Below are 17,521 nucleotides of genomic sequence, written 5' to 3' on the forward strand. Positions count from 1 at the left end.
CGGTCCGTCGGGCCGCGCTCATGGGGCGGCGGCGAAGGCGGTCCGCTTGATCACGACGGGCGTGTCGGCGAGGCGGCGGATGGCCCATCCGAACAGGATCGCGAGGACGCCGACGGCGGCCGCGAAGAGGCACACCCCGTACGCCACCACCGAGGTGTAGAGCGATGCGCGGAGGAACGATGCCTGCATGACGGTGTTGCGCACCGGGTCGTCCTGGTCGAGTTCGGCGTAGGTCTTGCCGCCGGATGCCTCGAGCGCGTGTTTGTTGATGGTCTCGGCCTGCACGTACGCCGTGAGGGGGCCGGTCACCTGCTGACCCGCGAACGCCGAAGCGTCGTCGGGGACGGTGATGTTCTCGGCGGTGAGCTGGCTCGTCACCGCGATCCAGGCGATGATCGCGACGACGATCAGGAGGATGCCGGCGAGGATGCCGAGGATCCCCGCCGCCTTCACGAGGCCCACCCTCTTCACGGGCGGTTCGATCGCGTCGGCGGTGGCAGGTGCGTCGGTCATGTCGTCCTCCTCGGCGGGATGGCAGCTCCACGGGACACGCTAGCGGCGCCGTCCTCCGGGGCGGAAGAGCAGCCGCAGCGTGTCCGATGGCGCCGGATCAGCCCGCGAAGGAGCGAGTGGCGGTGACCCAGTCGTCGAGCTTCGCGGCGGCCCCGCCGTCGTCGATCGCCGCTGCAGCGTCGTCCCGCGCCTCGGCGAGGCGCTCGAGGATCGGACGCTGGACCTGCGTGGCATCCCGGAAGAGCCGGTAGGCCACGATGCCCGCCGCCGCGTTGAGGAGGACGATGTCGCGGACGGGGCCCTGCTCTCCGGCGAACACGCGGTGGACGACGGCGGCATTGTGCGCGGGGTCTCCGCCGAGGAGGTCACCGATCTCGGCGAGCGGGATGCCGAGGTCGCGCGGGTCGAGGTCGTGCTCGTGGATGTCGCCGCGGCTGACTTCCCACAGTCGCGAGTGGCCCGTCGTGGTGAGCTCGTCGAGCCCGTCGTCGCCGCGGAAGACGAGCGCCGTCGCACCGCGGGTCTGGAACACGCCGGTGATGAGCGGCACGCGGTCGAGGTGCGCGACGCCGACCGCGTTGGCCTCGGCGCGGGCGGGGTTGCACAGGGGACCGAGGAAGTTGAAGACGGTAGGCACGCCGAGCTCGGCGCGGGTGGGCCCGGCGTGCCGGAAGCCCGGGTGGAACGCGGAGGCGAACGCGAAGGTGATCCCGGCCCGGCCGAGCACCTCGGCGACCGAGTCCGGCGAGAGCGACAGATCGATGCCGAGCGCGCTCAGGACATCGCTCGACCCCGATGCCGAGCTCGCCGCCTTGTTGCCGTGCTTGACGACGGGGACTCCGGATGCCGCGGCCACGACGGCCGCCATGGTCGAGACGTTGACCGTGCCGAAGCGGTCGCCGCCCGTGCCCACGATGTCGAGGACGGCGGCGTCGACCGGCAGGGGCAGCGCGGCCTCGAGGATGGCGTCGCGGAACCCGACGATCTCGTCGACGGTCTCGCCCTTCGCCCGGAGCGCGACAAGGAATCCGCCGAGCTGCGAAGGCGTCGCCTCGCCCCTCATGATCTTGCGCATCGCCCACGTCGACTCAGAGACGCTCAGGTCGCGCTTGTCGAGCAATGTCGTGAAGATCTCGGGCCAGGTGTACAGCTCCGCCATAAGCCAGAAGCCTAGTCGGCGCCCTCCCAGGGCCCGCGGATGTGACGTCGGCCCGCGCACACCTCCCCCATGCCGAACTCACGGCGTTCTCTTAGGTGCGCCTAAGTTCGATCGAACCGAAATCGATCCCTCCCAGTGCGAATCTCCCCCTCGGAAGTCAGCCATAATGGGGAGCGTGACGACCACGCAAGCGACCTATTCCCAGGCGATGCGGTCCGTCAAGCGACCCGATCCGGTCGCCGTCGGAACCATCGTGTGGCTCGGCAGCGAGGTGATGTTCTTCGCGGGTCTCTTCGCGATCTACTTCACGCTGCGCAACACCTCCCCCGATCTGTGGGCCGAACGCACCGTCCTGCTCAACATCCCCTACGCGACGGTGAACACGATCATCCTCGTGCTCTCGTCCGTCACGTGCCAGATGGGCGTATTCGCCGCCGAGCGCTTCCAGTCCTATCGGACGGGCGGGTTCTTCGACGTCCGCAAGTGGGGCATGGTCGAGTGGTTCTACCTGACGTTCATCATGGGCGCGATCTTCGTTTCCGGTCAGGTCTGGGAGTACGCACAGCTCGTCACCGAGGGGATGCCGATCAATGCGGACTCGTACGCGTCGGCGTTCTACCTCACGACGGGCTTCCACGCGCTCCACGTCACGGGCGGGCTCATCGCGTTCCTGCTCGTGATCGGCCGCGCGTACGCCGTCAAGAACTTCGGGCGCAAGGAGATGACGACCTCGATCGTCGTCTCGTACTACTGGCACTTCGTGGATGTCGTGTGGATCGCCCTGTTCCTCGTCATCTACTTCCTGAAATAGAGCGGAGCTGTACCCCGACATGGCACGAGTGACCAAGCGCCGCTCCAACGGACGCCGCAGCCCCTGGGCCGCAGCGGCCCTCATCGGCATCGGCCTGCTCCTGACCGGAGGCGTCTACGCGGGCGCCTCGGCCGCGATGGCGAGCACCGGCGACACCCAGGTGAAGTCGGCCCTCACGGTCGAGGACGGCAAGAAGCTGTTCCAGGCCAACTGCGCGACCTGCCACGGCATGGACCTGCAGGGCACCGAGGCCGGCCCGTCGCTCTACGGAGTCGGTGAGCTCGCCGTCGAGTTCCAGGTCTCCACCGGGCGCATGCCGCTCGCGGCCCAGGCGCCGCAGGCTCCGCAGAAGCCCGTGCAGTTCACCGAGGACGAGATCAAGGCGATGGCCGCCTATGTGCAGGATCTCGCTCCCGGCCCCACGTACCCGTCCGAGGAGATCCTCGACGGCAAGGGCGACGTCGCCCGCGGTGCGGAGCTCTTCCGCATCAACTGCGCCATGTGCCACAACGTCGCCGGCGCCGGCGGCGCTCTCACCGAGGGCAAGTACGCACCGGCGCTCCACGAGACCAGCGCGCTGCACATGTATGCGGCGATGGTCACCGGACCCCAGAACATGCCGGTCTTCAGCGACATGAACCTCACGACGGAGGACAAGCGCGACATCATCTCGTCGCTGCTCTTCCAGCAGGATTCGGTGTCGGTGGGTGGCTTCACACTGGGATCGCTCGGTCCTGTCTCGGAGGGTCTGTTCATCTGGATCTTCGGCATCGGGACGCTCATCGCGATCACCGTGTGGATCACCGCGAAGTCCAACTGACGTATCACTGACGAGAGCACCAAGAGGAGAACCATGGACCACGAGGACGACCCGCTCGAGCACGAGAGGGCTTCCTGGAAGCCTTCGTCGGGGCTCGCGGTCGCGGTCCCCGACAAGGTGCTGACACCGGAGCTCCCGCCGCACCGCGAGCGGATGACCGACAAAGACCCGGCCGCCATGAAGCGCGCCGTGCGCACGGTGTACACGCTGTTCTACCTGTCGGTCGCCGCCAGCATCTGGGCGATCGCGGCCTACATGCTGTTCCCGATCGAAGACGGCTCGCTCGTCAGCGTTCGCGACAACAACCTCTTCGTCGGCCTCGGCATCGCCCTCGCCCTCCTGGCCATCGGCATCGCCGGGATCCACTGGTCCAAGGCGATCATGTCCGACAAGGAGTTCATCGAGCCCCGTCACGCGACGCGCGGCCGTGACTCCACGCGCGCGGCAGCGGTCAAGGCGTTCGAGGACGCCAACGAGGAGTCCGGCTTCGGCCGCCGCGCGATGATCCGCAACTCGCTCATCGCCGCCGTGGTGGCGTCGGTGCTCCCTGGGGTGACGCTGTTCCGCGGTCTCGCCCCGCAGAACGTCAACCCCGTAGAAGAGCTCAGCCACACGATGTGGGAGAAGGGCATGCGCCTCGCACGCGACCCCGAGGGCACGCCCATCCGCGCGTCCGAGGTCACCCTGGGCTCGGCCTTCCACGTCATCCCCGAGGCTCTCGCCGACGTCGACCACAGCGAGGGCTACCTCGAGGCCAAGGCGAAGGCGATCGTCCTGCTGATGCGTCTGCTGCCCGAGCAGCTCCCTCCGAGCGAGAACAAGATCGAGTGGTCGTACGACGGGATCGTCGCCTACTCCAAGGTCTGCACGCACGTCGGCTGCCCCGTGGCCCTCTACGAGCAGCAGACCCACCACCTGCTGTGCCCGTGCCACCAGTCGCAGTTCGACGTGTCGCGCAGCGCAGCGGTCATCTTCGGCCCTGCGGCCCGCCCGCTCCCGCAGCTGCCCATCACCGTCGACGACGAGGGCTACCTGGTCGCGCAGAGCGACTTCACCGAACCCGTCGGCCCGAGCTTCTGGGAGCGCCATTGAGTACCGGGACTCACCCCACTGAGAACGTGACGCTCGAACCCGCGAGCGCACCCGGCCCGACGCGCGACAAGCCTCTCGGCGGACGCTTCGTCGGCGCCGCGTCGAACTACATCGACGAGCGCACGAGTCTCTCCGGCTTCGTCAAGGAGCTCGGCCGCAAGATCTTCCCCGACCACTGGTCGTTCATGCTCGGCGAGATCGCGCTGTGGAGCTTCGTCGTCGTGCTGCTCTCGGGCACGTTCCTGACGTTCTTCTTCCAGGCCTCGATGGTCCCGACCCACTACACGGGTGCGTACCTCCCGATGCGCGGCGTCGAGATGTCGGCGGCGCTCGACTCCACCCTTCGCCTGTCGTTCGACATCCGAGGCGGGCTGCTCGTCCGTCAGATCCACCACTGGGCGGCTCTGACGTTCGTCGCAGGCATCGGCGTGCACATGCTCCGGGTGTTCTTCACCGGCGCGTTCCGCAAGCCCCGCGAGCTCAACTGGGTCATCGGCTTCGTCCTGTTCATCCTCGCGATGGGCGAGGGCTTCACGGGCTACTCACTGCCGGACGACCTGCTCTCGGGCAACGGCCTCCGCATCATCGACGGCATGATCAAGGGCATCCCGCTCATCGGCACGTGGACCTCGTTCCTCCTCTTCGGCGGCGAGTTCCCCGGGGACCAGATCGTGGGCCGCCTCTACACGCTGCACATCCTGCTGCTGCCCGCGATCCTCGTCGGCCTGCTCGTGGTGCACCTCATGCTCATGGTCATCAACAAGCACACGCAGTTCGCCGGGCCCGCGCGCTCCAACAGCAATGTCGTGGGCTACCCGATGATGCCGGTGTACATGACCAAGATGGGCGGGTTCCTCTTCCTGACCTTCGGTGTCATCGTCCTGATCGCCTCGCTCTTCACGATCAACCCGATCTGGAACTACGGTCCGTACGACCCCTCCCCCGTCTCGGCCGGTACGCAGCCCGACTGGTACATCGGATTCGCCGACGGCATGCTGCGCCTCATCCCGCCGCACCTCGAGACGTACTGGTTCGGCTTCACGTGGTCGTGGAACATCCTGATCCCGCTCGGCGTGATCGGCCTGTTCATCGTGCTGGTGCTCATCTACCCGTTCATCGAGGCGTGGATCACGGGCGACAAGCGCGAGCACCACATCGCGCAGCGTCCCCGCAACGCGGCGACCCGCACGGCGATCGGCGCCGCCGGCGTCACGTTCTACGCGGTCATGTGGGCGGCGGCTTCGTCCGACCTCATCGCGACGCACTTCAAGCTCACGATGGAGGGCGTGATCCACACCCTCCAGGCGCTGCTCATCCTCGGGCCGATCATCGCCTACTTCGTGACGAAGCGCATGTGCATCGCGCTGCAGAAGAAGGACCGCGAGATCCTGCTCCACGGCTACGAGTCGGGCCGCATCGTCCGTCTCCCCGGCGGGGAGTACATCGAGGTGCACCAGCCGGTCGACCAGTTCGACCGCTGGAAGCTCGTCGAGTACGACGCCTACGAGCCGCTTGTGGTGCGCCCCAACTCGCGTGGTCGCATCCCGTGGCACGAGAACCTGCGTGCGGCGATCTCGCGCTGGTTCTTCGAGGATCGCCTCACGCCGGTGACCCAGGCCGAGCTCGACGCCGCCTCGGCGCACCAGCACCACGAGCTCGACCACATCGCCGACGAGAAGGATCTCGAGATCCAGGGCGCTCACGAGCGGGCCGGCGTGCCGGACGCCCCGCACGTCCCGATCGACGACGGCCGCCACGGCGAGACCGCGAACCGTCCCTCGAACGTCATCATCCCCGATGACGACGACTCGAACGGCCGCAGGCCCAAGAGCAGCTGAGTCTGCATCGGACGGATGCCCCGACACTCCCCTCGTGGGGGTGCCGGGGCATCCGTCATTCTGCGCGAAACGCTCCCCGCCGAGGTCGGCAGGAATCCGACCATCCACGTCCTCCCCGGGCGGTCCGGATCCGGATCCCCCTGATTAGCGTGGAGGCATGACCGAAGCGCTCGACTACTTCTCCGCCAAGCTCCGCCTCGAGACCGACGCCTCCGACGTCTACGAGGCACAGAAAGATGGTGAGGAGTTCGTCCTCGTCGATGTGCGCGGCGACGAGGCATGGGCTCAGGGACGCATCGCGGGTGCGGTGCACATGCCGTACCGGCAGATCGCCGAGCGTGCACCTCTTGAGCTCTCGAAGGACGTTCCCGTCGTCGTCTACTGCTGGAGCCCGGGCTGCAACGCCGCCACCAAGGGCGCGGTCGAGTTCGCCAAGCTGGGATACGCGGTACGGGAGATGATCGGCGGTTACGAGTACTGGGTGCGCGAGGGCCAGCCGACGGAGAACGACGAGGGCGCGCTCCCCCGCGTCTTCGATCCGCAGGTCAGAGTCGTGCGGGAGCGCGTCGGCGGCTGACTGCCTGCCCGCGCCGGCTCACGCGACCTACCGCGCCGGCTCAGGCCGACTCGAGTCCCTCGTCGAGGGACTCGATGAAGCGCCCCGACGCGGATCCGTAGAACGCAGGACGGTGAGCCCATTCGGGATCATCCACGATGTCGGCCACCACGACTGTGACGTTGTCCCGCGTGCCTGCGGCCAGCGCAAGCGCGACGATGCTGTCCGCGGCGGCCTGGGCATCGCCTACGGCGAGGAGACCGATGATCTCCTGGTCGGGCACGTAGTCGCTCAGGCCGTCGCTGCAGAGCATCCAGCGGTCGCCCGCGCGGGCCGGCCGTTCGATCAGAGCGATGCGGTCGTCCTCGGCGCCGCGGAGGGAGGCGGTGATGACATTGCGGTGCGGGTGGAACGCGGCATCCGCCGGCTGGACGACTCCACTGTCGATGAGGAGCTGGACGAACGAGTCGTCGCGTGTCTCACGCGACATGGCACCGTCGCGCAGCAGGTAGGCGCGTGAGTCGCCCGTATGGGCGAGCAGCAGGATGCCCGCAGGGCTGACGAAGAGGCCTGTGAAGGTCGTGGCCATGCCGTCGAGCGAGGGATCTCGTTCGACGAGGGCTCTGAGGTCCCAGTTCGCGATGCGCAGCAGAGTCGCGAGCTGCTCGACATCGACCGGGCCGCGGGCGCCGGCGACGAGCCGGTGGACGAACACCGACGACGCGATGTCGCCGGCGGGACCGCCCCCGACGCCATCGGCGACGGCAGCAGCCCAGGCGGCCGTGAACGCGGCGTCCTGATTGACGCTGCGGTGCGGGCCGACGTCTGATGCCGCCGCTGCGCGGAGCCCGAAGCTCGGTGAGATGATCGGCCGCTCAGCGCGCGAAGTGGCCGCGGTAGTACTCGTAGACCCAGCCGACGATCGCCACGACGAAAACGGCGAGACCGATCGGGAAGAGCCACACGCCGACGGCGAGCCCGAGGATGCCGAGAGCCGCCGCGAAGGCCAGCACGATGGGCCACCAGGACCACGGGCTGAACTCGCCGAGCTCCGGGTCGCCGTCGTCGATGTCGGCCGTCAGGACGTCCTCGGGCAGCTCGCCGCGCTGAGCACGATGCACGCGGCCGATGTAGAACGCGATGAGCGCTCCCATGAACGACGTGAACAGCAGTGCGACGCTGCCGACCCACTCGATCCGGTGGTACCACTCGGGCGCATCCGGATGCGCGATGATGCTCCAGGTCGAGTACACGACCGCCATGAGCAGGAAGAAGCCGCTCAGCAGCCACCAGAGACCGACGTTGGTGCGCACGTTACTTGACCTCTCCCTGAGCGGTGTCGACGACGGGGGCGTCGGGCGCGTCCTTGGCCGGGCCGACGCCGACCGGGATGCCGGCCTCGGGGTGGTTCAGGTCGAAGGCGGGACGCTCGCTGCGGATGCGCGGGATCGACGTGAAGTTGTGACGGGGCGGCGGGCACGAGGTCGCCCACTCGAGCGACGCGCCGTAGCCCCACGGGTCGTTGACGGTCACCTTGGGCGCCTTGCGGGCCGTGATCCACACGTTGAAGAGGAACGGGATCATCGACGCACCGAGGATCACGGCGCCGATCGTCGACACCTGGTTCTGCCAGGTGAAGCCGTCCTGCTCCGAGTAGTCGGCGTAGCGGCGCACCATCCCGTCGACGCCCAGCCAGTGCTGGATGAGGAACGTCATGTGGAAGCCGATGAACAGCATCCAGAAGTGCACGTATCCGAGTCGCTCGTTGAGCATGCGACCGGTCCACTTGGGCCACCAGAAGTAGAAGCCCGAGAACATCGCGAACACGACGGTGCCGAACACGACGTAGTGGAAGTGCGCGACGACGAAGTACGAGTCGGAGAGGTGGAAGTCGAGCGGAGGCGACGCGAGGATGACGCCGGTGAGGCCGCCGAAGACGAACGAGACGAGGAAGCCCAGAGCGAAGATCATCGGGGTCTCGAATGTGACCGAGCCGCGCCACATCGTGCCGATCCAGTTGAAGATCTTCACACCCGTGGGGACCGCGATCAGCATCGTCATGAGCGCGAAGAACGGCAGCAGGACGGCGCCCGTGACGTACATGTGGTGAGCCCACACCGCGACCGAGAGCGCCGCGATCGCGATCGTCGCGTAGACGAGCGTCTTGTAGCCGAAGATCGGCTTGCGGCTGAACACCGGGAACACCTCGGAGACGATGCCGAAGAACGGCAGCGCGATGATGTACACCTCGGGGTGGCCGAAGAACCAGAACAGGTGCTGCCACAGCAGGACGCCGCCGTTGGCGGGGTCGTAGATGTGCGCGCCGAGGACGCGGTCGGCGGCTGCTGCCAGGATCGCCGCGGCCAGCACGGGGAACGCCATCAGCACCAGGATGCTCGTGATGAGCGTGTTCCAGGAGAAGATCGGCATGCGCCACATCGTCATGCCCGGGGCACGCATCGTGATGATCGTGGTGACGAAGTTCACGGCGCCCAGGATCGTTCCGAAACCGCTCATGCCGAGGCCGAGCATCCAGAGATTGCCGCCGATGCCTGGCGAGAAGCTCGCGTTGGCGAGGGGCTGATACGCGAACCAGCCGAAGGCGGCCGCACCCTGCGGGGTGAGGAAGCCGGCGACGGCGATCGTCGAGCCGAAGAGGAAGAGCCAGAAGGCGAACGCGTTCAGACGCGGGAACGCCACGTCGGGCGCGCCGATCTGCAGCGGGAGGACGGCGTTGGCGAAGCCTGCGAACAGCGGCGTCGCGAACATGAGCAGCATGATCGTGCCGTGCATCGTGAAGAGCTGGTTGTACTGCTCTTTCGTCGGCACGATCTGCATGCCGGGCTCGAAGAGCTCGGCACGGATGATGAGTGCCATGACGCCGCCGAGCATGAAGAACAGCACGGAGGCGATCAGGTACATGTAGCCGATCGTCTTGTGGTCGGTGGAGGTGATCCACTTGACGATGATGTTGCCCTTGCGCTCGACGTTCGAGGCGCTGAGCAGTGCGGCCTGGCGAGGCGGCATCGTGGTGGGACGGCTCTGAGTCGTCTCCTGGAGTGGGAGCGTCGTTGCCATGATCAGTCGTTGTCCTCGTCGTCGGTGGTGGTCTCGCCGGTACCGGGCAGGTTGCCGAGGCGGTCGTACTCGTCGGTGATGCTGCCCGTCTGGCCCGCATCGCGGAGCGAGTCGAGGTACTGCTCGTACTCGTCCTCGCTCACGACCTTGACGTTGAACAGCATCGCGGAGTGGTACTCGCCGCAGAGCTCGGCGCACTTGCCCGCGTAGGTTCCCTCGCGGGTCGGCGTGAACGACCAGTAGTTCTCACGCCCGATGTACATGTCCTTCTTGTAGAGGAAGTCGATGATCCAGAAGGAGTGGATGACGTCGCGCGACTGCAGCTCGATCTTCACCGACTTGTCGACGGGGAGGTACAGCGTCGGGAGCTTCGACTGATCGACGTCGCCGTTCGCCGCAGGCTGGGCCTGCACGCCCATCGTCCAGACGGCGTCCGAGCCGTCCTCGTCCTCGCCGTTGTACTGGAAGTCCCACGCCCACTGCTTGCCGATGGCCGTGATCGTGACGTCGGGGTTCTCGGTCTGCGTCTCGAGGATCGCCTGGTCGCGCGCCGTGAAGGCGAAGAAGCCGATCACGAGGATGAGCGGCACGATCGTGTAGAAGATCTCGATCGGCATGTTGTAGCGCAGCTGCACGGGAAGGCCGGTCTGGCCCTTGCGACGGCGGTACACGATCGCCGCCCAGCCCATGAGACCCCACGTCACGATGCCCACGACGAGCAGGACGATCCAGGAGTTGACCCACAGGCCCGCGACCATGTCGGTGTGGTTCGTCGCCGGCTTCGCGTTCGGGTCTTCGAAGCCCGGAAGGAACCCGTGGAGCTCCGTCGAGCTGCATCCGGCCAGGACGGCTACCGCTGCGATCCCGACGGGTACCAGGGCCCAGCGGAGACGACGTTTCGAGGGCACGATGCACCTTTCCGGTCACGTAAGAGAACTGTCGCCAGTCTAGGGCAACCTCTCACACGATTCGGGCCAACCGCCCAGCATTCGAGGCTGAAATCCCCGGAAACGCGGGCTTCCGAGCGATACGACGAAACGCCCCGCTCGGTGGTCGAGGGGGCGTTCCGAAGGCGAAGCGAGCGCTGTGCGCTGATGCTCCGGCGGGCTCAGTGGAAGCTGTCGCCGCAGGCGCAGCTGCCGGCCGCGTTCGGGTTGTCGATCGTGAAGCCCTGCTCCGAGATCGTGTCCTTGAAGTCGATCGACGCGCCGTCGAGGTACGGGACGCTCATGTCGTCGACGATGACCTCGACGCCGCCGAAGTCGACCGTCTTGTCGCCCTCGAGATAGCGCTCGTCGAAGTACAGCTGGTAGATCAGGCCGCTGCATCCACCCGGCTGGACGGCCACGCGGAGACGCAGGTCGTCGCGGCCCTCCTGCTCGAGCAGGCTCTTCACCTTGGCGGAGGCCGCGTCGGTGAGCAGCACGCCGTGGGCGGCAGTGGTCTCTTCGGTCGACAGTGCGGTGTCGGTCATGACTCTCCTCGCGGTCGGCGCACTGGGCGCTGCGGATGCCTCGATTCTACGACGGCCCGCTGGGAGGAGGCTCCGCTGTGTCGGCGTGCTTCGACCGCGGTCAGAGCGTCCGCCCGTCGAGCTTCTCGAGCAGCAGCGCCTCGGCCACGAGGGCGTTGCGGAACGTGTCGAGGTGGAGGGACTCGTTCGGGCTGTGCGCACGAGCGTGCGGGTCCTCGACGCCGGTCACGAGGATCTGGGCGCCCGGGAACTCGCGGACGAGATCCGCGATGAACGGGATGGACCCGCCCACGCCCATGTCGACGGGGTCGACCCCGTACGCCTCTCCGAGCACCTCGCGGGCGTCGGCGACGGCCCAGCCGCTCGTGTCGACGAGGAACGGGTTGCCGTAGTCCTGGTGCGAGAACTCGAGCTGCGCGCCGAACGGCGCGTGCGCACGGAGGTGCGCCTCGATCGCGGCATAGGCGTCGCGGGCGTCCTGTCCGGGGGCGATGCGGGCGCTGATGACGACGCTGATCTCGGGTGAGAGCGTGTTCGATGCGTTGGCGACACTCGGCGCGTCGATGCCCGTCACGGTGATCGACGGCTTGTTCCAGATGCGGCTGAGGATCGTGCCCGTCCCGATGGGGCCCACGCCGTCCGGCAGGCCGGCCTCGTCGCGCAGCGTCTCTTCGGTGTACTCGGGGGTCTCGGCATCCCGGACCGTCAGCCCCTCGACCGCAACGGCCCCGGTCTCGTCCCACAGCGTCGAGAGCAGCTTGACCGTCGCCATCATGGCGTCGGGCACCGCGCCGCCGAACATGCCGGAGTGCGAGGCGTGCTCGAGGGTTCGCACGCGGAGCGTGAAGCGCGTGTTGCCCCGCAGCGAGACGGTCAGCGCCGGGGTCTTCGAGTCCCAGTTGCCCGAGTCCGCGACGACGATGACGTCGGCGCGGAGGGCATCGGCGTGGTCCGAGAGGAACTGCGCGAACGAGCGCGAGCCGGCCTCCTCCTCACCCTCGATGAAGAGGGCGACGCCGAGGTCGAAGTCGTCGCCGACGGCTTCCGAGAAGGCGCGCAGCGCGCCGATGTGCGCCATGACGCCGGCCTTGTCATCGGCAGCGCCCCGCCCGTACAGGCGGCCGTCGCGGACAGTCGGCTCGAACGGCGGCGACTCCCACAGGCTCTCGTCCCCCACGGGCTGGACGTCGTGGTGCGCGTACAGGAGGATCGTCGGCCGTCCGTTCTTGGCGGCGCGGGTCGCGAGCACCGCAGGCATGCCGCGCTCCCCGAGCGTCGTCGGCTCTGCCGCCTCCGGGATCTCGGCGTCCGCGATCCGGACACTGTCGAACAGGCCCGTCGCCTCGACGAGAGCCTTCACCGCCTCGGCGCTGCGCTGCACCTGGGCGGGGTCGAATCCCGGGAATGCGACCGATGGGATGCGCACGAGGTTGCCGAGATCGGCGAGGGCGGCGGGCACCGCGGCGGTCGCGGCTTCGCGCACCGCTTCTTGGCGGGTCAGGTCAGAGGTCATGCGGGTAATCTTAAGCGCACACCTTTTCCCGCACTTTTCGAGGTACATCCGTGGCCAAGACGCCTGAAGCACCCCTGAGCGACGCCCCTTCCGAGGGGACCTCGCTGAACGGCGCCCCCTCGGGCAAGGGACGCGCGACTCCCTCGCGTGCCGAGCAGGAGGCCGCGCGCAAGCGCCCGCTCGTGCCCGACACGAAGGAGGCGAAGGCTCGCGCCCGCGCCGAGCTCGCGCAGCAGCGCGACAAGGCCCGTGCCGGTATGGCCGCCGGCGACGAGCGCTACCTCACGGCGCGCGACAAGGGTCCTCAGCGCCGCTGGGTGCGCGACTGGATCGACTCGGGCTGGCACCTCGGCGAAGCCGTCATGCCCGCCATGGTGCTCGTCATCGTCATGACGTTCATCCCGGTCGTGGCGCTGCAGTACTACTCGTTCCTCGGCCTCTGGGTCTTCATCTTCCTCGTGATCGGCGACATGGTGGTGACGTCGATCCGCGTCAAGCGCCTCGCGAAGGCGAAGTGGGGCGACAAGGTCGAGAAGGGGCTCGGCTGGTACGCCGCGATGCGGTCGATCCAGATGCGGTTCCTGCGCCTGCCGAAGCCGCAGGTCAAGCGCGGACAGCGCCCCGCCTGAGCTCCTCCGTCGCCGTTGCGACGGGCGATCAGCGCAGCTTCGCGAGGCCCCTGTTGATCTGCCGGGCCCAGAGCGGGCCGCGGTAGAGGAACGCCGTGTAGCCCTGCACGAGGGTGGCTCCGGCATCCAGTCGCTCCTGGACGTCCTCTGCCGTCTCGACGCCGCCGACGCTGATGACGCAGAAGGTCTGCGGAACCGCGGCGCGTACGATCCGCAGCACCTCGAGCGCGCGAGTCCTGAGCGGGGCGCCGGACAGACCGCCCTCCCCCGCGGCCGCGACGGTCGACGGGTCGGTCGTGAGACCGTCCCGCGAGATCGTCGTGTTCGTCGCGATGATGCCGGCGAGATGCGTGTCGACCGCGAGCCGCGCGATCGCCTCGATCTCGTCGTCGGCGAGGTCGGGGGCGATCTTGACGAGGAGAGGTGTGAGGCCCGCGGCATCCCGAACCGCCTGGAGGAGCGGTCGCAGCGTCTCGACCGCCTGAAGTCCCCGCAGGCCGGGGGTGTTCGGCGATGAGACGTTGACGACGAGGTAGTCGGCGAGCGGCGCGAGCTGTCGGGCGCTGGTGACGTAGTCTGCGGTCGCGTGAGCGACGTCGACGACGCGACTCTTGCCGATGTTGACGCCGAGCACGGCCCGCCGGCGACGACGACGCAGACGGCGCAGGCGGGATGCCGCGGCATCCGCTCCCCTGTTGTTGAAGCCCATCCGATTGACGACCGCGCGATCCGGCACGAGGCGGAAGAGCCTCGGGCGGGGGTTGCCGTCCTGAGGGATCGCGGTCACGGTGCCCACCTCGACGTGACCGAACCCGAGTGCGTAGAGGCCCGCCGCACCCCGGACGTCCTTGTCGAACCCCGCCGCGACGCCGAACGGCGAGTCGAAGTCCCGCCCGACCGCATGAGTCCGCAGCGCAGGGTCGGGGCGCGTGACGGCACGCGCGACCCACGAGAAGGGCGGGATTCCCAGCACGCGGATGACGGCCATCGCAGCGTGGTGCGCCGTCTCCGGGTCGATGCGCGAGAGGACGGTCCGGAAGAAGAGGGGATACATCCCTTCCAGGCTACCGACCCGCGTCGTGCCTCAACGCCCGGCGCGTGTCGTCACGTCACGCGTCCGCGGCGCGGTGTGCGGCCGTGTGGTCGGCGCGGAGCTGCTCGATCGCCGACTCGAAGTCCTCGAGGGAGTCGAACGCCTGGTAGACGCTCGCGAAGCGCAGATACGCCACCTCGTCGAGCTGACGCAGCGGCCCGAGGATGGCGAGGCCGATCTCGTTCGCGTCGAGCTGCGAGGCACCCGTCTGACGCAGCGTCTCTTCGACGGTCTGCGCAAGCACGGCGAGGTCGGCCTCGGTCACGGGCCGTCCCTGGCACGCCTTGCGGACGCCCGAGATGACCTTCTCGCGGCTGAACGGCTCGATCACGCCGGAACGCTTGATGACGTTGAGGCTCGCGGTCTCGATCGTCGAGAAGCGGCCGCCGCACTCGGGGCACTGCCGACGGCGACGGATGCTGAGTCCGTCGTCGCTCGTGCGCGAGTCGATCACGCGCGAGTCGGGGTGGCGGCAGAAGGGGCAGTGCATGGCTCCGACAGACTACGCGAGGAATCGGGCCTCGACGGCCTCGCCGTGCGCGGGCAGGTGCTCGGCGTTGGCGAGCGCGACGATGTCGTCCCGCACCTCGCCGAGAGCGGCACGGTCGTACTCGATGACCTGCTGGGGGCGAAGGAAGGTCGCCGCCGAAAGGCCGGCCGAGTAGCGGGCCTGTCCGCCGGTGGGGAGGACGTGGTTGCTTCCCGCGAGGTAGTCGCCCAGGCTCACGGGCGAGTCGGCGCCGACGAACACGGCGCCCGCGTGGACGAAGTCCTCCGGACGCGGGTCTGCGAGGTGCAGCTCGAGGTGCTCGGGCGCGTACGCGTTGCTGAAGGCCGTCGCAGCTGCGATGTCATCGACCAGCACGATCGCCGACTGCGGCCCGCGGAGCGCCGCTGCGACGCGCTCGGCGTGGAGCGTGCGAGCGGCCTGGCCGGCTGTGTGCGCCGCCACCGCGTCGGCGAGCTTGACCGAGTCGGTCACCAGCACGGCGGCTGCCTGCTCGTCGTGCTCGGCCTGGCTCACGAGGTCGGCCGCGACGAGCATCGGCTCGGCCGAGTCGTCGGCGACGATGAGGATCTCGGTCGCGCCGGCCTCGGCATCCGTCCCGACGAGTCCCGCCACGGCGCGCTTGGCGGCCGCGACGAAGTTGTTGCCGGGACCCGTGACGACGTCGACCGGCTCGAGGCCGATCGACGGCACGCCGTGCGCGAAGGCGCCGATCGCACCGGCGCCGCCCATCGCGTAGACCTCGTCGACGCCCAGGAGTCTGGCTGCGGCGAGGATCACCGGGTGCACGCGGCCGTCGAACTCGCGCTGCGACGGTGAGGCGAGGGCAACCTCCGACACCCCGGCGACCTGCGCGGGCACAACGTTCATGACGACGCTCGAGGGGTACACGGCCTTGCCGCCCGGCACATACACGCCGACGCGCCGCACGGGCTGCCAGCGCTGCGCCACCCGCGCGCCGGGCGCGAGCTCGGTGACGACCGGTGCCGGGATCTGGGCGGCGGACGCGGTACGCACGCGCTCGATCGCGTGTTCGAGGGCCGTGCGGACCGTCGGGTCGAGGCCCGCGAGGGCTTCATCGAGGTGCGCAGCCGGAACACGGATGTCGTGGCCTACGGCCCCGTCGAAGCGCTCGGCCTGCTCCCGCAGGGCCGCCTCGCCGCGGTCGGCGACGTCGTGCACGATCGTCGCGGCCGTCGTCAGCGCCCGTTCGCGCGCCGCGGTCGCGCGCGGAACGGTGGCGATGAGTTCGGTGGAAGTGAGCGTGCGGCCGCGGAGATCGATCGTGCGGAGCATCCGTTCACGATATCGCGCCCGGCTGGGCGGCCCGTGCGTGTGACGTGCGGGTCAGCCGCGCGTGACGTCGCGCACGTCGTGGAGGTAGCCGATGCGGCCGTCCTCGTGGCGCATGACGAAGAGATCGCCGCGATCCTCGATCACGAGCGCCCAGGCTCCCGGGCCGATCCGCCAGATGGGCGCGCCGCTCTCGTCGACCACGTCCCGCTCTTCCGGTGCCAGGGCCCAGAACGCCTGGTGCCGCGGCGGCTCGGCGGAGGCGGCGGCGAACACCGCCGTGTGCTCGGCGGTGTGCTGAGCGGCGTGCTCGCCGGTGTGCGAAGCCTCGGCATACGCGGGCTGGGCGGCCGACGTCTCGTCGGGCGTCCAGCGCTGATCGGCCACGTGCTCGCCGCCGTAGGGCGCGTAAGGGTTGCCGTAGTCGGCGGGTGCGCCGTAGGCGGGTGCGCTGTATGCCGGCTGCTCCTCCTGCGGAGCGGGGGCGGGGCGGGGCGCCGGCGCGGGCCGTGCGGTGATCGGACGGAGGGGGCGGGCATTGCGGTGCGCCACGATCTCGGGACGCAGCCGGAAATCTTCACCCACGACGGGGATGAACGGTGCGAACACCGTGAGGATGACGCCGGCGAGCATGAGGACGAGCTCGACCCACATCACCCACGACCGCAGCCACGGTCCGCCGTCGATCACGAAGGCGACGGTCTCCCAGGCATACGTGAGCCAGACGATCGCGGAGACCGAGAAGGCGACGGAGGCGAACTGGTCGATGCCCAGCGAGCCGACGCGGCGGATCCCGTCGGGCGAGAGCCGACGGAGCGCGATGAGGAACACGGCCACCGACGGCAGGGCGATCGTGAGGATCCACGCGAGGCCGGAGGTCCACACGGAGTCGAAGCGCACCGTACTGAGCGAGAAGAACGACACGATGAAGGCGACGAGCCACACGCCCGCCAGCGCGACCTCGCGGATGGAGAAGGGGCCGACCCCGTACTGCGGAGGCGCCTCGCCGGCGTCCGCCACAGCGGGTGCTTCCTCGAAGGTGTCGTTGTCGTCCAGATGCTCGTCGGCCACGATGTTCCCTTCCCGCGCGCCCATGACGGCGCAACGTCCCGATACTACCCGCGGCCCGTGAGGCCATGATGAG

Annotated in this window: 18 protein-coding genes; 6 read left to right on the forward strand and 12 right to left on the reverse strand. The window is 68.7% G+C overall.

Going from position 1 to position 17,521, the window contains the following annotated elements; genetic code table 11:
- Nucleotides 1-18: 18 nt before the first annotated feature.
- Nucleotides 19-513, reverse strand: a complete 495-nt coding sequence (locus G5T42_RS16475) for an aromatic ring-opening dioxygenase LigA (protein ID WP_165129838.1) — start codon at nucleotides 511-513, stop codon at nucleotides 19-21.
- A 97-nt stretch (nucleotides 514-610) separates the two neighbouring features.
- Nucleotides 611-1,672, reverse strand: a complete 1,062-nt coding sequence (gene trpD / locus G5T42_RS16480; RefSeq protein WP_165129839.1) for an anthranilate phosphoribosyltransferase — start codon at nucleotides 1,670-1,672, stop codon at nucleotides 611-613.
- Between the two features lie 166 nt (nucleotides 1,673-1,838).
- Between trpD and G5T42_RS16485 the strand changes: the two genes are divergently transcribed.
- The 5 genes from G5T42_RS16485 to G5T42_RS16505 all read left to right on the forward strand — a co-directional run bounded on the left by G5T42_RS16485 (nucleotide 1,839) and on the right by G5T42_RS16505 (nucleotide 6,810).
- Nucleotides 1,839-2,483, forward strand: a complete 645-nt coding sequence (locus tag G5T42_RS16485; protein ID WP_165129840.1) for a heme-copper oxidase subunit III — start codon at nucleotides 1,839-1,841, stop codon at nucleotides 2,481-2,483.
- A 19-nt stretch (nucleotides 2,484-2,502) separates the two neighbouring features.
- Nucleotides 2,503-3,303 (forward strand): cytochrome c, encoded by an 801-nt coding sequence (locus G5T42_RS16490; RefSeq protein WP_165129841.1) that lies wholly within the window; start codon nucleotides 2,503-2,505, stop codon nucleotides 3,301-3,303.
- 33 nt (nucleotides 3,304-3,336) lie between these two features.
- Nucleotides 3,337-4,395 carry a Rieske 2Fe-2S domain-containing protein gene (locus G5T42_RS16495; RefSeq protein WP_165129842.1) on the forward strand — a complete coding sequence of 353 codons (1,059 nt, stop codon included), beginning with the start codon at nucleotides 3,337-3,339 and terminating at the stop codon, nucleotides 4,393-4,395.
- Between the two features lie 26 nt (nucleotides 4,396-4,421).
- Nucleotides 4,422-6,233: a ubiquinol-cytochrome c reductase cytochrome b subunit gene (locus tag G5T42_RS16500; protein ID WP_165129843.1), complete on the forward strand. Its 1,812-nt coding sequence runs from the start codon at nucleotides 4,422-4,424 to the stop codon at nucleotides 6,231-6,233.
- A 157-nt stretch (nucleotides 6,234-6,390) separates the two neighbouring features.
- On the forward strand, nucleotides 6,391-6,810 hold the full coding sequence (locus G5T42_RS16505) for a rhodanese-like domain-containing protein (RefSeq protein ID WP_165129844.1): 420 nt from the start codon (nucleotides 6,391-6,393) through the stop codon (nucleotides 6,808-6,810).
- 40 nt (nucleotides 6,811-6,850) lie between these two features.
- Here the strand turns inward: G5T42_RS16505 and G5T42_RS16510 are convergent, their stop codons facing one another.
- The 6 genes from G5T42_RS16510 to G5T42_RS16535 form a co-directional block, all read right to left on the reverse strand.
- Entirely contained in the window at nucleotides 6,851-7,657 is an 807-nt protein-coding gene (locus G5T42_RS16510; protein ID WP_347104488.1) for a protein phosphatase 2C domain-containing protein, read from the reverse strand.
- A 7-nt stretch (nucleotides 7,658-7,664) separates the two neighbouring features.
- Complete coding sequence (locus tag G5T42_RS16515) at nucleotides 7,665-8,102, reverse strand: cytochrome c oxidase subunit 4 (RefSeq protein ID WP_165129845.1); 438 nt, start codon at nucleotides 8,100-8,102, stop codon at nucleotides 7,665-7,667.
- Between the two features lies 1 nt (nucleotide 8,103).
- The gene (gene ctaD, locus G5T42_RS16520; protein WP_206535666.1) at nucleotides 8,104-9,867 is read right to left on the reverse strand and encodes a cytochrome c oxidase subunit I; all 1,764 of its coding nucleotides are present in this window, start codon (nucleotides 9,865-9,867) and stop codon (nucleotides 8,104-8,106) included.
- Nucleotides 9,868-9,869: 2 nt separating this feature from the next.
- Nucleotides 9,870-10,775, reverse strand: coding sequence for a cytochrome c oxidase subunit II (gene coxB / locus G5T42_RS16525; RefSeq protein WP_165129846.1), 906 nt, complete (start codon nucleotides 10,773-10,775; stop codon nucleotides 9,870-9,872).
- 200 nt (nucleotides 10,776-10,975) lie between these two features.
- Entirely contained in the window at nucleotides 10,976-11,341 is a 366-nt protein-coding gene (erpA, locus tag G5T42_RS16530; protein WP_165129847.1) for an iron-sulfur cluster insertion protein ErpA, read from the reverse strand.
- Between the two features lie 100 nt (nucleotides 11,342-11,441).
- Nucleotides 11,442-12,854 carry a dipeptidase gene (locus tag G5T42_RS16535; protein ID WP_165129848.1) on the reverse strand — a complete coding sequence of 471 codons (1,413 nt, stop codon included), beginning with the start codon at nucleotides 12,852-12,854 and terminating at the stop codon, nucleotides 11,442-11,444.
- Nucleotides 12,855-12,904: 50 nt separating this feature from the next.
- Here G5T42_RS16535 and G5T42_RS16540 point away from each other — a divergent pair, with 50 nt between their 5' ends.
- Nucleotides 12,905-13,483, forward strand: a complete 579-nt coding sequence (locus G5T42_RS16540) for a DUF3043 domain-containing protein (protein ID WP_165129849.1) — start codon at nucleotides 12,905-12,907, stop codon at nucleotides 13,481-13,483.
- Nucleotides 13,484-13,511: 28 nt separating this feature from the next.
- Here the strand turns inward: G5T42_RS16540 and G5T42_RS16545 are convergent, their stop codons facing one another.
- Genes G5T42_RS16545 through G5T42_RS17860 form a run of 4 tightly spaced genes read right to left on the reverse strand, consistent with a single transcriptional unit; the run spans nucleotide 13,512 to nucleotide 17,448 of the window.
- Nucleotides 13,512-14,537, reverse strand: coding sequence for a quinone-dependent dihydroorotate dehydrogenase (locus G5T42_RS16545; protein ID WP_165129850.1), 1,026 nt, complete (start codon nucleotides 14,535-14,537; stop codon nucleotides 13,512-13,514).
- Nucleotides 14,538-14,592: 55 nt separating this feature from the next.
- Nucleotides 14,593-15,066, reverse strand: a complete 474-nt coding sequence (gene nrdR / locus G5T42_RS16550; RefSeq protein ID WP_165129851.1) for a transcriptional regulator NrdR — start codon at nucleotides 15,064-15,066, stop codon at nucleotides 14,593-14,595.
- A gap of 12 nt (nucleotides 15,067-15,078) precedes the next feature.
- On the reverse strand, nucleotides 15,079-16,380 hold the full coding sequence (hisD, locus tag G5T42_RS16555) for a histidinol dehydrogenase (protein WP_165129852.1): 1,302 nt from the start codon (nucleotides 16,378-16,380) through the stop codon (nucleotides 15,079-15,081).
- 51 nt (nucleotides 16,381-16,431) lie between these two features.
- The gene (locus G5T42_RS17860; RefSeq protein WP_241245874.1) at nucleotides 16,432-17,448 is read right to left on the reverse strand and encodes a hypothetical protein; all 1,017 of its coding nucleotides are present in this window, start codon (nucleotides 17,446-17,448) and stop codon (nucleotides 16,432-16,434) included.
- Nucleotides 17,449-17,521 lie beyond the last annotated feature (73 nt).

The organism is Microbacterium sp. 4R-513, from assembly GCF_011046485.1.
Lineage (GTDB): Bacteria > Actinomycetota > Actinomycetes > Actinomycetales > Microbacteriaceae > Microbacterium.

Excerpts from the sequence above, each read along its gene's own strand:
- G5T42_RS16475 (WP_165129838.1), bottom strand. The coding sequence starts at position 513 with ATGACCGACGCACCTGCCACCGCCGACGCGATCGAACCGCCCGTGAAG.
- G5T42_RS16490 (WP_165129841.1), top strand. The coding sequence starts at position 2,503 with ATGGCACGAGTGACCAAGCGCCGCTCCAACGGACGCCGCAGCCCCTGG.
- G5T42_RS16505 (WP_165129844.1), top strand. The coding sequence starts at position 6,391 with ATGACCGAAGCGCTCGACTACTTCTCCGCCAAGCTCCGCCTCGAGACC.
- G5T42_RS16545 (WP_165129850.1), bottom strand. The coding sequence starts at position 14,537 with ATGTATCCCCTCTTCTTCCGGACCGTCCTCTCGCGCATCGACCCGGAG.
- nrdR (WP_165129851.1), bottom strand. The coding sequence starts at position 15,066 with ATGCACTGCCCCTTCTGCCGCCACCCCGACTCGCGCGTGATCGACTCG.
- erpA (WP_165129847.1), bottom strand. The coding sequence starts at position 11,341 with ATGACCGACACCGCACTGTCGACCGAAGAGACCACTGCCGCCCACGGC.
- hisD (WP_165129852.1), bottom strand. The coding sequence starts at position 16,380 with ATGCTCCGCACGATCGATCTCCGCGGCCGCACGCTCACTTCCACCGAA.
- G5T42_RS16485 (WP_165129840.1), top strand. The coding sequence starts at position 1,839 with ATGGGGAGCGTGACGACCACGCAAGCGACCTATTCCCAGGCGATGCGG.
- G5T42_RS16495 (WP_165129842.1), top strand. The coding sequence starts at position 3,337 with ATGGACCACGAGGACGACCCGCTCGAGCACGAGAGGGCTTCCTGGAAG.
- ctaD (WP_206535666.1), bottom strand. The coding sequence starts at position 9,867 with ATGGCAACGACGCTCCCACTCCAGGAGACGACTCAGAGCCGTCCCACC.
- trpD (WP_165129839.1), bottom strand. The coding sequence starts at position 1,672 with ATGGCGGAGCTGTACACCTGGCCCGAGATCTTCACGACATTGCTCGAC.
- G5T42_RS16535 (WP_165129848.1), bottom strand. The coding sequence starts at position 12,854 with ATGACCTCTGACCTGACCCGCCAAGAAGCGGTGCGCGAAGCCGCGACC.